This window comes from Pseudomonas ceruminis, from assembly GCF_021602025.1.
Classification (GTDB): domain Bacteria; phylum Pseudomonadota; class Gammaproteobacteria; order Pseudomonadales; family Pseudomonadaceae; genus Aquipseudomonas; species Aquipseudomonas ceruminis.
Genome location: NZ_BQHW01000031.1, coordinates 1 through 14,890, shown reverse-complemented (window position 1 = coordinate 14,890; position 14,890 = coordinate 1). Strand labels below are relative to the sequence as shown.

At 65.3% G+C, this 14,890-nt stretch carries 11 protein-coding genes; all 11 read right to left on the bottom strand.

Features of this window, described 5'->3' with window-relative positions:
- Positions 1-104 precede the first annotated feature (104 nt).
- The 11 genes from L6D80_RS25815 to L6D80_RS25765 all read right to left on the bottom strand — a co-directional run bounded on the left by L6D80_RS25815 (position 105) and on the right by L6D80_RS25765 (position 14,824).
- Positions 105-503, bottom strand: coding sequence for a c-type cytochrome (locus L6D80_RS25815; protein ID WP_054899791.1), 399 nt, complete (start codon positions 501-503; stop codon positions 105-107).
- Between the two features lie 148 nt (positions 504-651).
- Complete coding sequence (feaR, locus tag L6D80_RS25810) at positions 652-1,566, bottom strand: transcriptional regulator FeaR (protein ID WP_054899790.1); 915 nt, start codon at positions 1,564-1,566, stop codon at positions 652-654.
- Between the two features lie 278 nt (positions 1,567-1,844).
- Positions 1,845-3,737 (bottom strand): penicillin-binding protein 2, encoded by a 1,893-nt coding sequence (gene mrdA, locus L6D80_RS25805; protein WP_054899848.1) that lies wholly within the window; start codon positions 3,735-3,737, stop codon positions 1,845-1,847.
- Positions 3,738-4,033: 296 nt separating this feature from the next.
- Complete coding sequence (locus L6D80_RS25800; RefSeq protein ID WP_176512797.1) at positions 4,034-4,819, bottom strand: ABC transporter ATP-binding protein; 786 nt, start codon at positions 4,817-4,819, stop codon at positions 4,034-4,036.
- A gap of 26 nt (positions 4,820-4,845) precedes the next feature.
- Positions 4,846-5,601 (bottom strand): ABC transporter permease, encoded by a 756-nt coding sequence (locus L6D80_RS25795; RefSeq protein ID WP_176512796.1) that lies wholly within the window; start codon positions 5,599-5,601, stop codon positions 4,846-4,848.
- Between the two features lie 10 nt (positions 5,602-5,611).
- Entirely contained in the window at positions 5,612-6,364 is a 753-nt protein-coding gene (locus tag L6D80_RS25790) for an ABC transporter permease (RefSeq protein WP_054899787.1), read from the bottom strand.
- Between the two features lie 171 nt (positions 6,365-6,535).
- Positions 6,536-8,983: a TonB-dependent receptor plug domain-containing protein gene (locus L6D80_RS25785; protein ID WP_054899786.1), complete on the bottom strand. Its 2,448-nt coding sequence runs from the start codon at positions 8,981-8,983 to the stop codon at positions 6,536-6,538.
- Between the two features lie 86 nt (positions 8,984-9,069).
- Positions 9,070-11,313, bottom strand: coding sequence for a TonB-dependent receptor (locus L6D80_RS25780; RefSeq protein ID WP_176512795.1), 2,244 nt, complete (start codon positions 11,311-11,313; stop codon positions 9,070-9,072).
- A gap of 219 nt (positions 11,314-11,532) precedes the next feature.
- Positions 11,533-12,591, bottom strand: coding sequence for an ABC transporter substrate-binding protein (locus tag L6D80_RS25775; protein WP_054899784.1), 1,059 nt, complete (start codon positions 12,589-12,591; stop codon positions 11,533-11,535).
- Entirely contained in the window at positions 12,588-13,652 is a 1,065-nt protein-coding gene (locus L6D80_RS25770; protein WP_054899783.1) for an ABC transporter substrate-binding protein, read from the bottom strand. Before L6D80_RS25770 ends, L6D80_RS25775 begins: the two co-directional genes overlap by 4 nt.
- Before the next feature lie 20 nt (positions 13,653-13,672).
- Positions 13,673-14,824: an LLM class flavin-dependent oxidoreductase gene (locus L6D80_RS25765; protein ID WP_176512794.1), complete on the bottom strand. Its 1,152-nt coding sequence runs from the start codon at positions 14,822-14,824 to the stop codon at positions 13,673-13,675.
- Positions 14,825-14,890 lie beyond the last annotated feature (66 nt).

The following is a 14,890-nucleotide window of genomic DNA, read 5'->3' as shown; positions in this document are numbered from 1 at the left end:
CAGCAAGCCCGAGCGCCAGTTTTTGCCCTGGCTGCCAGTTGCCTTTGGCGTTGTGCCAAAACACAAATGGCCCCGTTGCGGGGCCTGGGCAGAGGAGGGCGGGTTTACTTCAGGCCGGCCAGGAAGCAGGTCACTGCCTGGCGCTCGGCGGCATCCGGCAGCCCGGCATAGGGCATGTAGGTGCCCGGCACGGCGGCTTGCGGCTGTGCGATGAAGGCGTTGATGCTTTGCGCGGTCCAGGCTGCCTGGTGCGCTTTCATCGCTTGCGAGTAGTTGGCGCCCGGCACCGTCCCGGGGGTACGGCCCAGTACGTCATGAAGGTTGGGGCCCATCATCTGTGGGCCGTTCTTTTGCGCCGAGTGGCACGCCGCGCAGTCGCGGGCGAATACCTGTTCGCCTTGGTGGGCTTGCGGGGCTGCGCATTCCTCGGCCAGTGCCAGAGGGCTGGCCAGAGCGGCGAGCAGGAAGGGAATTGCGAACTTGCTGGGGACGACGGTTGGCATCACGCACGGTTCCTGAAGGCTTGTGGGCGTTTCCTCGGATTGTGCGCCAACCCGCGCCGGCACGTTTTGTTGTGCCTGACAGGCTATTTACTGGGCTTGTCAGTGGCTGCCTGGACGGGCTTCATCGCCGACCCGTGCAGCCTGCCGATCAGTTGGCGTGGCGCTTGCGATACTCGCCCGGGGTCATGCCAAAGCGGGCCTTGAAGGCGGTGCTGAAGTAGCTCGAATCGGAAAAGCCCCAGGCATAACCGAGCGACGACACCTTCTGGTCCATGGCGGGATTGCGCAGGCTTTCGGCGCAGAAGTCGAGGCGGCGGTTGCGAATGTACTGGGCGATGACCAGGTCGTGCTTGGCGAAGATGCGGTACAGGCTGCGCATCGAGATACCGACTTCACGGGCGATGAGTTCGGGGCTCAGGCCCTCACAGGCAATGTTCCGGTCGATCAGCGCCAGGGCCTTGCGGAACATGCGTTCGTGGCTGCCGGGCACTGCGTCCTGGCTGATGGCCGGGCGCAGCAGGGCGATCAGCGCATCGAGCACCGCCTGGCTCTCACTGTTGGCCATGCGCTGGTTGCGACCGGCTTCGAGCATCAACTGGCGGGCCATGCTGGCCAATGGCGTACCCGCCTCGATGCGCCTGGCGCAGGCCACGCCTACCCCGCGGGTGCCACTTTGCACCTGGGCGCGCGGCAGGATCAGCGACAACTGGCGAGAGCGCTGGTGAAAGTGCATGTCCAGCGGGGCGCTGGCATCGATCAAGGTCAGATCGCCGGCCTGCAACTCGATGCGCGCCTCCTGGTGCTCGATGCGCGAAGTGCCCGCCAGCTGCAGCACGGCATAGTAGTTGTCGGCTCCGCTGGCGCGGATTTCCCGCGGGCCCCGAAACAGGTTGACCTGGGTCATGTCGACGATGCTCATGGAGATCTGGCCCGCCTGGCACTTTTCCAGTTGGCCGACGAAGCCTGGGTCGAGTTTGCGGCCGTTGAACTGGCCGCAGGCTTCGTTGACCTGGCTGAGCCAAGCCTGGAAGTGGTCGTCGCAAATACGGCTTGCAGGGGTCATGGGTGCCTCGCACGGTGGGCGTTGATTGGATCGCTTGGGCGAACTCTCGGTCTACAGGCTATGCATTACTATTCACTTGAATATTCAAGCAAAAAGTGGGCCTGGAGATCGCCGTGGTACCCGTGCGTGTGGGGTAATACCTTGATATTCATGGGTTTAAACAGATGGCATGGGCCAGGCTGCGTGGGCGAGGGCACACCGAGGGTCAGGCAGCGCTGCTTCGAAATGTAGCGTTTTGCAACGCAAGTGTTCCCGGTCGGGGCAGGCTGCCAGGGGGCTCAGGTGCGCGGAACCTGCCTGGGTACGGCGCCCCCGGCATACTGTGGCTTCAGATGCCCTTGCTCGTCCAGCAGGTAGGCATCCATCACTTCGCGCACCACTGGCCCGGCCACCCGGCCACCGGCTTCGCCGTTCTCGATCATCACCGCCACCACCACGCTGGGGTGGTCAGCCGGGGCGAAGCCGACGAACAGGGCATTGTCCCGATGGCGTTCGAGGGTTTTGTTGCGGTTGTAGCGCTCGCCCTGCTTGATCGCCACCACCTGCGCCGTGCCGCTCTTGCCGGCGATGCGGTACTGGGCACCCGCGGCGGCGGCGCGGGCAATGCCGCGCGGGTCGTGCATGACCATCTGCATGCCCTGGCTGACCTGGTCCCAGGCGTGCTTGTCATGCAGCACGATGTCTGGCATCGGGTTCGGGTCCACCGGCGTTTCGTCGCCCACGGTCATGGCCAGGTGCGGGCGGTGCCAGGCGCCCTTGCTGGCCAGCAGGCTGGTGGCCTGGGCCAGTTGCAGCGGCGTGACCTGCATGTAGCCCTGGCCGATGCCGAGGATCAGCGTTTCGCCGGGGAACCAGGCTTGGCGGCGGGTGGCGCGTTTCCACTGGGCTGACGGCATCAGCCCGGCAGCCTCTTCGTTCATGTCCAGCGATACCTTCTGGCCCAGGCCGAACTCGGCCATGTAGTCGTGCAGGCGATCGATGCCCAGCTTGTGCGCCAGGTCGTAGAAGTAGGTGTCGTTGGAACGCATGATGGCGGTGTACATGTCCACCCAGCCATCGCCACTGCGGTTCCAGTTGCGGTATTTGTGGTCGTAGTTGGGCAGCTCGTAGTAACCGGGGTCGAAGACCCTGCTGCCCGGGGTGATGACGCCACTGTCCAGGCCGGCGATGGCCACTTCCGGCTTCACCGTCGAGCCTGGCGCATACAGCCCGCGCAATACGCGGTTGAACAGTGGCCGGTCGATCGAGTCGCGCAGGGCAGCGTACTGCTTGAAGCTGATGCCCTTGACGAACAGGTTGGGGTCGAAGCTGGGGTTGCTGACCATCGCCAGTACATCGCCGTTGGCCGGGTCCAGTACCACCACCGCACCCCGGCGGTCACCCAGCGCCTTCTCGGCGGCCAGTTGCAGGTGCGCGTCAAGGCTTAGAACGATGTCCTTGCCGGGGACCGGGGCCTGGTGGTTGAGCACGCGCATCACTCGGCCCTGGGCGTTGGTCTCGACCTCCTCGTAGCCCACATGGCCGTGCAGTTGGCTTTCGTAGAAGTGTTCGATACCGGTCTTGCCGATCGATTGGGTGCCGCGGTACTCGGTACTGTCGAGGGCCTTGGCTTCTTTTTCGTTGATGCGCCCGACATAACCGACCGAATGGGCGAAGTGCTCGGCCAGGGGGTATTCGCGGATGAACTGCGGCTCGACGTCCAGCCCGGGCAGGCGGAACTGGTTGACCGCGACCAGCGCGATCTGCTCTTCGGTCAGGCCCACCATCAGGGTCACGGGCTCGAACGGTTTGCGGCCCCGGCGCAGGTCCTTGTCGAACTGCCTACGGTCGTCTTCGCCCAGGCTCAGGATCTGCGCCAGGGTATCGAGTACCTTGGCCGAGTCGCCGGCGCGTTCGCGGGTCATGGTCAGGTCGAAGCTGGGCTTGTTGTCGGCCAGCACCACGCCATTGCGGTCGTAGATCAGCCCGCGCTCGGGGGCGATGGGCAGCACGTGTACGCGGTTGTTTTCCGATACTGCACTCTGCTGGTCGTGCTGCAGGACCTGCAACACATACAGCCGGCCGACCAGGACTGTCACCAGGCAGAAGACCAGGGCTGCGCAGGCCAGGAGCCGGCGGTTGACCAGGTGCTTTTCCTTTTCGTGGTCCTTCAGAGGGATCGGTTGGGGCATGGGCAGTGGTGTATCGGCTGAACGCGAAACCTGTGGGAGCTGGCTTGCCAGCGATTGCGCCAGGCCAGCCAACATGGATGCAGACGAGTGCTACGCACTCGAATCGCTGGCAAGCCAGCTCCCACAAGTATGCGGGGCGGCGATGCTACGCGTGCGGGCGCCTGCCCTCAAGGCATGCAGCACTGCGCGAGGGTGGGTGCTCGGCGCTTGCCCCCGCGATCAGGGCGCTCACAGCCAAGATGAAGATTTGTTCATGCGCTTTCAAATCGCCGTCCGTCGCCGGGCGCCCGCCCGCTTCAATGCCCGACCAGTTCGTTCAACAGGCGCTGCTTGTAATCATGCAGCAAGGTGCTGTCACGCTCGCGCGGGTGCGGCAGCTCGATGCGCAGGTCTTCGCGAATCCGCCCTGGGTGGGCATCCATCACAATCACCCGGTCGCCCAGGTACAGCGCTTCCTCGATGTCGTGGGTGACCATGATCACGGTGCAGCGCTCCTGCAGCCAGATACGCTGCAACTCCTGCTGTAGCCGCACCCGCGTGAGTGCGTCGAGCGCGCCAAGCGGCTCATCGAGCAGCAGCACCTTGGGTTTGTTGACCAACGCCCGGGCGATGGCCGCGCGCTGGGCCATGCCGCCGGAGAGCTGGTGCGGGTAGGCGGTTTCGAACCCGCCCAGGCCCACCAACGCGATATGGTCTGCCACCAGGCGAGCCTTGTGCGCGGCCGGCATGTCGTGGTTCTTCAACGCCAGGGCAATGTTCTGCTGCAGGGTCATCCACGGGAACAGGCGGTGGTCCTGGAACACGATGCCGCGCTCCAGGCCGGGGCCGCGCACCGGCTGGCGGTCGAGCAGAATCTGCCCTTGGTAGTCCTGATCGAGGCCGACGATCAGCCGCAGCAGGGTCGACTTACCGCAGCCGCTGGCGCCGAGAATGCTGACAAATTCACCTGGGCGTATGTCCAGGTCGATGTTTTCCAGTACCGGCACCGGCTTGCCCTTGAGCGGGTACTGCTTGCGCAGTCTGCGGACAGTCAATGCGCCGGTTTCGGCGCTGGTGTGAAGCGAGTGGGCGAGGGCGTTCATGGTCGAGGCTCTTGAGAATTCGGACATCAGTGAGTCGGGCGCCAGCGCAGCAAGCGCCGGGCGAGGCGGGTGCAGAGCCAGGACATCAGGTAACCGCACAGGCCGATGCACAGCACGCAGACCACGATCACCTCCATGCGTGCAGCGGCCTCGGCGTTCATCATCAGGCTGCCCAGGCCGGCACCGGAGGACAGGAACAGCTCGCTGCCCACCGAGGTCACCCAGGCGAAGGCCAAGGCTTGCAGTACGCCCGCGGCGATGCCGGGCAACGCGGCAGGCAACAGGATCAGGCGTAGCTGCTGCCAGCGGCCCAGCATCAGCACCCGCGCAGTTTCACGGTGGCGGCCCTCGACCTGGCGCAGGCTTTCGAAGGTGTTGAGCACCATCGGGTACAGCGCTGCCAGGCTGACGATCAGCAACTTGGCGCTTTCGCCGTTGCCCAACCACAGCGCAATCAAGGGTATCCAGCCCAGCATCGGCACTTGCCGCAAGGCATGGAACAACGGAGCGATCAGGCGGTTGGCAGTCGGCGACAGGGCCATGAAGGCGCCAAGGCCGATGCCTGCGACCATGCCAATGGCCAGGCCCGTGCAGGTGCGTACCAGGCTTGCCCAGAGGTTGACCAGCAGTTCGCCGCTGGCCAACAGTTCAGCCAACGCCGAACCCACCTGGGTCAAGGGTACGAACGCGTAGGCGCCGGCGGCGTCCTGGCGCGAGGCATACTCCCAGGCGCCGAGCAGCAACAGGGGCAGCAACAGTCCACGCAGGTGATTGAGTTTCATCAGCAGCTCCTCAGCGGCTTTGCCAGGCGGTAAAACGTCGCTCGACACGACGCAGGCCGTAATCCAGGGTGAACCCGATCACGCCGGTGACCACCACGCCGACCATCACCACGTCGATACGCAGCATCTGCCGGCCCATTTCGATCATCTGCCCCAGGCCGCTGTCGGCGGCGAGCAGCTCACAGGCCACCAGCACCACCCAGGCGCGGGTCAGGGCGATTCGTACCCCGGTGACGATGGCGGGCAACGCTGCGGGCAGGGCAATGCGGCTCACCAGCGTGGGCCAGCGCAGGCGGTACACGGCGGCTACCTCGAAATGGCTGCGCGGTATGGCGCGCACCCCCTCGCAGGTGGCCAGTGCCACCGGGAAGAACGCTGTCTTGGCGACGATCACGACCTTGAACGCCTCATCCACACCGAACAGCAGGACGAACATAGGGATCAGCGCAATGCTGGGGATCTGCCGCAGGGTGTGGAACAGCGGTGCGCAGTAAGCCTCCACGGTTTTCGACAAGGCCAGCGCGGCGCCGAAGGCCAGGCCGCCCAGCGCTCCAAGGCTAAAGCCCAAGGCCAGCCGCGACAGGCTACCGGCCAAGTGTTCCTGTAACTCGCCGCTGGCCAGCAGTTCGGTGAAGCTGAGCCAGACTTCTTGCGGGGGCACCAGCACATTGCTCGGGAACAGGCCGGCGCTGGCCACCAGCGCCCAGACGGCGAGCAGGACCACGGGCGAAATCAGCCAGGTGAGGAAGCAGAGCAAGCGCATGATGGGCCTTGGGATAACGGAAGTTGCCCAAGGCGTCGCAAGAGCTGTGCCAGGCCGTGACAGCCTTGAAACACGGGGTGCGGGAAACCAGTGCTGCTGGAGCAGCATGCAACTGTTGCTCCAGCAGCAGGCGGTCAGCAACGCCGCGCTGCAGTAATGCAGGGCCTTGGGTCAGAAGTCGTAACTCACGCTGGTGTAGTAGAACGCCCCCTGCGCGCCCTCGGGGCTGGTGATGGAGTACTTCGGCACGCCATAGAGCTGCGCGCCCTTGAGCTTGTCCGGGTGGCTGTCGAACAGATTGATCGCACCGGCCGACAAGGTCAGGCCCAGGTCGAAGCGGTACGACAGGTCCAGGTCGGTCACCCACTGCGGGCTGAAGGTCTGGTCCAGCGTCGGGTTGGCGGCGTTGCGGTTCTTCCATTCGCCATAACGCCGCTGGGCCACGGTGAGGCTCCAGCCGTCATACAGCCAATTGGCGCTGAGGGTCAGTTTGTCTTTGGGCGTGCCGTCTTCGATCAGCCCTTGGGTATTGCGGCCGATGATCTGGTTGCCTGGGATACCCCCCACGTCGTCCAGGCCGGTGATACGGGTGTTGTTGCGCGCATAGCCGCCGTTGAGGTCCAGGCGGCCCCAGCGGCCCAGCTCGAGCTGATAGTGGCCTGCCAGCTCGACGCCATCGGTACGGGTGTCGGCGATGTTGGTGTAGAACGCCGCACTCTGGATGTTGGCGTATGGGGTGCCGGCGAAAATGGGCGTGACCACCGACGAGGGCAGTTGATCGGACAGGGTGATGCGGTTGTCGATGTCGATGCGGTAGGCATCGAGAGTCAGCGAGGCATTGGGCAGCGGACGCCAGACCAGGCCCACAGAGAAGTTGGTCGACTCTTCGGGCTTGAGCGACTTGCCGCCTAACAGCGCCGCTTCTGGGCTGTCGGCACGCAGGGTGCGCTGCTGCACCTCGACCCAGTTGCCGCTGCCTGGCGGCTGTTCGACCACCTGCACACTGAACGACGACAGCCCGCTCTGCACCAGCGAGGGCGCGCGGTAGCCGGTGCTGGCGCTGGCCCGGGCGGCAATTTCGGGGGTGAAGTCGTAGCGCAGCGACAGCTTGCCGTTGGTGGTGTCGCCAAAGTCCGAATAGTGCTCGCTGCGCACCGCTACACCGGCCTGGAATTTTTCGGTGATCTGCGCTTCGACATCGAGGTACGCCCCGATCACGCGGCGGTCGAGCGACACGGCATCGACTTGGGTGATGCCTGAGTAGTAACCCGGTAAGCGCCGGCCAGTCACCGGGTCGAGGGTGTTGAACAGCGGCCCGTTGGACCAGCCCGCCGCATCCCCAGCGCTCAGGTCGTAGTTCTCCTGGCGCCAGGCGAGCCCTGCAGAGACGGTCAGCGGTTTGAACAGCCAGTCATTGGCGAAGTCGCGGGTCCAGTCCAGGGTCAGGTTGGTCTGGTCGGCTTCGCGGCGGCCGGTGTAGATGGTCGACGGGCTGGCGTTGCCCCAGCTGGGGTTGATGGCATCGCGATCGGTGGAGTCGAGCCGGTCGTTGCCGTAGTTCAGTGCCAGGTCGAAGTTGCCCAGGGCCTCGTTCTCCCAGCGCAGGCCACCGGTGACGGCAAAATCCTCCAGGCCATAGCGGGTCACCGGCAGGCGGCCATCGGGGTAGCGCGCCAGGGCCACGCTGCCGTAGTTGTTGCGCAGGGTGGTGGGTGGGTCGAAGAAGTTCTCGGCATCGGTGTTCTTGTGGGCGTAGGTGGCAAAGCCATAGGCACTCAGGCCGTCGGTCAGGCCCATCTCGGCATTGGCGGTGAAGTTGTACTGGTCCGAGACATTGCCTGAGCCCCAACGCCAGTTGCGGTAGCGGTTGTTCTGCTCGCGTGGGGTATTGATGCTGGTGGAGCCTGGGTAGAAGAGGCGGTTGTCATCACGGGTATCGCTGGCCGGGTCCTGGCTGCCGGCATCGAAGGCCAGGGTGAGGAAACCGTCGTTGGGCAGGGCAAAGCCCTTCCAGCCGCTGAGCTTGCGCTGCAGGCCGTCGCCTTTGTCGTAGCCGCCGAAGCGGTAGCCGGCGTTGCCCCCTTCGTCGCGCTCCTTGAGAACGATGTTGATCACCCCGGCGATGGCGTCCGAGCCGTACTGGGCAGCGGCGCCATCGCGCAGGATCTCCACCCGTTCGATGGCCGACAACGGGATCAGGCTGAGGTCCACTGCGGCTGCGCCGCGGGCGTTGACCAGGCCTTGGCGGGTGACGTTGGCGCTGGTGTGGCGACGCTTGCCGTTGACCAGCACCAGCACCTGGTCGGAGGCCAGGCCACGCAGGGACGCGCCCTGGGCAATGGAGCCAGCGAAGGCGCCCTGGGGCGATTGCGGGAAGCTGAACGACGGGGACAGCGCCGTGAGGGCCCCCGACAGATCGCTGGCACCGGTTTCCTGCAGTTTCTCGCCGCTCAGCACGTCGACCGGCGCGGCGCTTTGCAAGGCGGTGACGTCACTGCGGTGGGTACCGACCACGACCACGGTATCGAGGCGGTCGTTGGCCGGGGCGGCGAAGGCGGGCATGGCAAGGCTGCCGATAGCCAGGGCGATGGCGCTGGCCAAGGGGGTGTGGTGGGGCATAGAGGTTCCTGCTGAAGGTGGGGTGGCGGTGCGGGTCCATCGGCAAGCCGGCTCCCACAGAGCCGGTGCCAGGGCCCGAAATGGACCTAGAAGCGGCTGGTGACACTCAGGCCGACCGTGCGGGGGTCGCCATAGGTGATCACGTACTGCCCGGCGGTGCCGTTGGGCCGGCCGTGCACCTGGTAGCGACGGTCGGTGAGGTTGTTGACGAAGCCGGTCACGCTGAGCTTGTCGTCGGCGCTGAACCAGGTCAGGCGTGTGTTGGCCAGGGTGTAGTGGGGCTGGGTGAGGGTGGCGTCAGCGCTGCTCTGGCGGTCGGCGAGGAAGTACTCCTTGTCGCGGAAGCTTACGTCGCCCCCTGCCACCAGCTTGCCGCCGATATCCAGCGCGATGGTGTAGTCGGCGCCCAGCGATACCACGTTGCGCGGCGAGCGCACGAAGCTGTTGCCGCTGTAATCACCCGTGACTGCCCCCGTGGTGGGGTTGGTGTTCTTGAAGTCGGTGTACTCGGTATCCAGGAACGACACCGCCGCACGCAGGTGCAGGCGTTCGGTCGGCTGGCCCTCGATTTCCAGCTCGGCACCTTTGACCTTGCCTTTGGCGCCGTTGGTCAGCGCCGTGGTCAGCACGCCGTTGTTGACCGTCAGCAGGTTCACCTGGATATCGGAGTAGTCGTAGTAGAAGACGTTGGCATTGACCGTCAGGCGGCGGTCGAACCACTCCGACTTAAGGCCCAGTTCGTAAGCGTCCAGTTCTTCCGGATCGACCGTGGTCAACTGCGCCAGGCTGGTCGAAAGGCCAGTGTTGAAACCGCCGGAGCGGAAACCGTGGGCGTAGCGGAAGAACACCCGCAGGTTGTCGTTGATGCGGTACTCAGGTGTCAGGTCGTAGGTCCAGGCTTCCCAGGTCTTGTCTTCCTGGCGATTGCCGTTGGTGCCAACCCCTGCCAGCGGGATCAGCGGGCCGTTGGCAGTGGCGCGGGTCAGTTGCGTCAGGTCCAGGTCAATGTCCTTTTTCTCCTGGGTCCAGCGCAGGCCGCCGGTGACGCTGAAGGCATCGGTGAAGTCGTAGGTCAGGTTGCCGAACAGCGCATAGCTGTCGGTGCGGTGGTCATAACCCATGTCGCGAAATGCGGTGGTGCCCACCTGGTTCGAACCCGTGCCGTTGGGTGTAGTGCCTGGGGTCACGATGCGCTGGGCGGCGCTGTCGAGGTCTTCATGGAAGTAGTGAGCGCCCACCAACCAATGCAGTGGGCGGTCCTGCGCAGAGGCCAGGCGCAGCTCCTGGGACCACTGGCGGTAGCTGTTGTCGGTGATCGCCGCGCCGTTGACCTCGTAGGGGGTGTAGTCGGCGTCGGTGGTGGAGCGGTTGCGGATGTAGTCGTAGGCGCTGATGGAGGTCAGGGTGTAGTCGCCCAGGTACCAGTTGAAGGTCAGCGAAGCACCGTCGTGGTCGAGGCGGTAGTCTTCGTTGACGTTCAGCGCGATGTCGCGGCCGTGGGGGCGTTCGTAGCCGACGTTGTAGTAGCGCCCGACCGGCAGCGAGCCATTGCTGCCATCGCCTTTGAACTGGCGGCTGTGCAGCTTCAGCAGGGCGTCCAGGTCGGGGTTGAGCTGGGCGAGGAACTGCAGGCGGATGGCCTTCTTGTTCACGTCACCATAGGTGTGGCCGTCGTAGTCGTTGTGCTGGAAGCCGTCGCGTTCCTCGGAGTACAACGACACGCGCCCGGCCAGCTTGTCATCGACCAGGGCGCCACCGACGGCGCCGGTGACGATGCGCTCGTTCTTGCTGCCCAAACCGATGGTGCCGTAGCCGTCGGTGTCGAAGGTCGGTTTCTTGGAAATCACATTCACCGCACCGGCCGTGGTGTTCTTGCCGTAAAGGGTGCCCTGTGGCCCGCGCAGGATCTCGATGCGCTCCAGGTCGAACAGCGGCCCGCCACCGGCGATCGGTGCGTTGAGGTAGACGTCGTCGGCGTAGATGCCCACCGGGTACACCGTCGCCGCGCCGGTGTCACCGGTGCCCAGGCCGCGGATGTACCAGCGTGGGCGGCCATCACCGTCGGGGTTCTTGGCAGCGGCGTTGGGGACGAAGGTGGTGATGTCGCCCATCGAGCGCACGCCGTCGGCGGTGATGCTGGTGCCTTTGATTGCCGACACCGCGACCGGCACTTCCTGCAAGGTCTGCTCGCGATGCTGGGCAGTGACCGTGACGGTTTCCAGGGCCGGTTCGCTCTTGTTGTCTGCGCTGGCGGCGATGGCCTGGCTACCGGTGCCGGCCAGCAGCAGCGCGAGGCTGACGTGACGGGCCAGTGGATGGAGCTGGTGCATGGTGGATCTCCCCGTGTGTAAAGCGTTGTTGGGGAGGGCTAGAGCAGGGACTGTGCCATGTTGGTAACTAATTGATTTATAAGGATTAGTTAGGTGGTGATGAGGCCGATTGCAGGCAGGGCAGCAGCGGGGTGCTTGGCGGGTGCTGCTGGGGCAGCAGGTGCTGGCCAGGCAGCAGTCTGTGGTCCAGAGGGTGGGGGGCGCCCAGCGCCCCCTCGGTTACACGGCCAACCGTGAAGTCGAACCGATCACACTCTCCAGCACCCTGAAATCGATCCATTCCCGCACATCGAAGCGACGCGGTATGAACGCCCAGCGGAACAGGAACTCGGTAAAGTCCTGCAGCGCCTCGATCGAGCGGCTGTCCAGCGTGGTACGCAGGCGCCTGTGCGCGTCGTCGCCGTAGGCCGCTGCCACCCAGTATTCACTGGTGTTCAGTTCACGGGCGAGAAAGCGCCGGGTTTCCTCAGGGTTGGCCCACGCCCACTGTTCGGTGCGCAGCACGGTGTCGACCAACGTGCGGCTGGCATCGAAGTGCTCCTCCAGCAGGTGACTGTCGACGGTCAAGGTCCGCGGGGTGCCATTGTTGCTGCGGATCAGCGGGTCCGGGTGGCTGCCGGTGTCGACCACGACGCGCAGGCCGAACTCGTGGGCCAGGTGAACGGCGTGGGCGCCCTTGAGGAAGATCGCGTCGATATCGCCGCGCAGCAGGCCGATCAACTCGTTGTTGCGGCGGCTGAAACGGCTGGTGCCCAGGCTCACTTCGGCGCCATACAGGTGTTGCTTGGCGTCGTCGCTGTAGGTACCGCCGTAGGGGTAGTCGACCAGCTCCACATCGGCCACGGCCAGGCCTTCGAGTTTCAGCGCGTTCTCAAGCCCTCGCAGGGCCTGGGCACGGGTGAAATCGATCTGGACGTTGGCCCATTTCGGCAGGCCGAAGCGGCGGTTCTTGAGGTCCTTGATGCTGCGCACACCGCTTTCTTCGGTGGTCAGGATCAACTGCACCTCGTCGCTCCACGACAGCCCCAGCACACGGGTGTCGACGCCGCTGGCATAGGCCCAGATCGCCGGGATGTTGCCGCCATGGCGCACGGAGTTCTGCAGGTGATGATCGTAATGGGCTTCGCGCACCTCCCGTTCGCTGGACTCGCGCAGCGACTGGATGTTGGTGCCGAACGGCGCAAACGCCTCGGCCAGCCGCCCCGACTGCACGGCAATACCAAGGCCGGTGGGCACGGGGCTGTGGGTGTACCAGAGAGTTTCCAAAGGCTTGCTCATGGGGTAACGGGCTTCCTGTCCATGGGGGTGGGGGCCTGCAGGTGTTGCAGTGGCCGGCGATCGATCCACTCGCGCACATCGAACCGGGCCGGGATGAAGCGCCAGCGCTTGAGAAACTCGACAAAGTCCTGCAACGCGTCGATGGCCTGGTCGTCCAGCCCGGTGCTCAGGCGCAGGTGCGCATCGTTGCCATAGGCGACGCTGACCCAATACTCGCTGCTATTGGTTTCGCGGGCCAGGTAACGGCGGGTTTCGTCCGGGTGCTGGTGAGCCCAGCGCTCGGCGCGTAAGACCGCGCCAAGCAGGGTGCGGGCCACCTGCGGATGGGCTTGCAGCAAATGCTCATCGACCGCCAGGGTGCGCGGCGTGCCGTTGTTGCTGCGGATCAGCGGGTCGGGGTGGCTGCCCGTGTCGATCACCGTGTGCAGGGCGAAGGCGTGGGCCAGTTGTACGGCGCTGGCCCCCTTGAGGAAGATCGCGTCGACTTCGCCACGCAGCAAGGCCGCCAGTTCCAGGTTGCGGCCTTCGCTCTGGCTGGCGGAGACCGGCGTGCCGGCCACGTTGCGCACGGGGCGATCGCTGAAGGTGCCCGTGTAGCGGTAATTGACCAGCTCGACATCGCCGACCTGCAGCCCGGCGAGTTTCAGTGCGTTTTCCAGGCCGCGCAGGGCCTGGGCGCGGGTGAAGTCAATTTGCGCCGATGCCCAGTCAGGCAGGCCGAAGCGGCGGCCCTTGAGGTCTTTGACAGTGTGGATGCCGCTGTCCGGGCGGGTCAGGATCAGTTGCGCTTCGTCGGCCCACGACAGGCCAATCACTCGGGTTTCACGGCCCTGGGCGCGGGCCCAGATCGCTGGGATGCTGCCGCCGTGGCGCACCGAGTTGCGCAGGCTGTGGTCGAAGTGCGATTCGCGCACGGCCTGTTGGTCGGCTTCGCGCACCGATTGCACCTGGGTGCCCAGGTGCGCCAGGTCTTCCTGCAGCCAGCCTTGTTGTACCGCAATGCCCAGGCCTGTCGGCACTGGGCAGCGGGTATACCAGAGGGTATCCAGAGGTTCGCTCATGTTCATGCTCCGAAACGTTGTCAGGCGCTGGCCTGCAGAGGGTGGCTTGCGCTGCGTGGGTGAACCAGCGGCAGCACCTCCTGGCCGATGCGCAGGGCTTCTTCCAGGTGTGGGTTGCCGGCCAGGATGAAGGTGCTGAAGCCGGCGTCGCGGTATTCGGCCAGGCGCTCGGCGATGTTCTGGTGGCTGCCTACCAGGCCCACGGTGGGGCCGGGCTTGGCCTTGGCGAAACCGGCCCAGAGGTTGCGTGCCAGGACCAGTTCGTCAAACCCCTGCAAATGCTGGTGGTAGGCTGCCTGGCGTGCGCCACCCACCGAATCGGAGCCGCTCACGAAGCCTTTGGCCGCGGCGCTGGCCTTGCCTTCCAGGCGTTCGAACTGCTGGCGCAGCTCGCGCCAGGCCTGCTCTTCGGTCTCGCGGGCGAACAGGTCGACGCGCAGCCCGAAACGCACGCTGCGGCCCTGTTTGTCGGCCAGTTCCCGAACCCGCTCGATGTGGGGCTTGAGCTTGTCGATCGGTTCGGCCCAGTTCAGGTAGACGTCCGCGTGGCGCGCGGCCACTTCCAGCGCGGCATCGGAGAAACCGGAGAAGTACACACCCGGTTTGCGTTCCTGTTGCAGGCCAGCTGGCAGGCTGCCGTTTTCCAGGCGGTAGACGTCACCTTCGTAGGAGAATCTGTCGTGCTCCCACAGGCCCTGGATGACGTCGAGAAACTCGCCGGTGCGCTGGTAGCGCAGGTCATGCTCGAGAAAATCGCCATGGGCGCGCTGGCTGGCCGGGTTGCCGCCGGTGATGATGTTCCAGTCCAGCCTGCCGCCGCTGAGGTTCTGCAGGATGGCAGCCTGTTGCGCGGCATAGGCGGGCAAGGTCCAAGTGGCCTGGAAGGCGATCAGAAAGCGTAGGCGCCGAGTCTCCCGCGCCAGGGCGGCGGCGGCGATCCAGGGCTCGGGGCCGGTGGGCAGCAGGGCGCCCTCGAAACCGGCGAGTTCCGCAGCCTTGGCCACCTGGGCGATGTAGTCGATGTAGGTGAAGCCGTCGCGCTCACCGTTGGGCAGGCGGCCGGGGGCGATATTGCCGGGGCGGTGCTGTGGGTTGCCCCGGTTGTGGCGGTCGGTGGACAACTGCGGGCCATCGGTGCCCAGCGGCAGTCGCCAGAAAAATTCGGTGGTCATGGAGGCTCCTGAAGCTGTCCCTTATACACCTCTGCCGCTGCCGACGAAGGCTTAGGTGTAGATCTC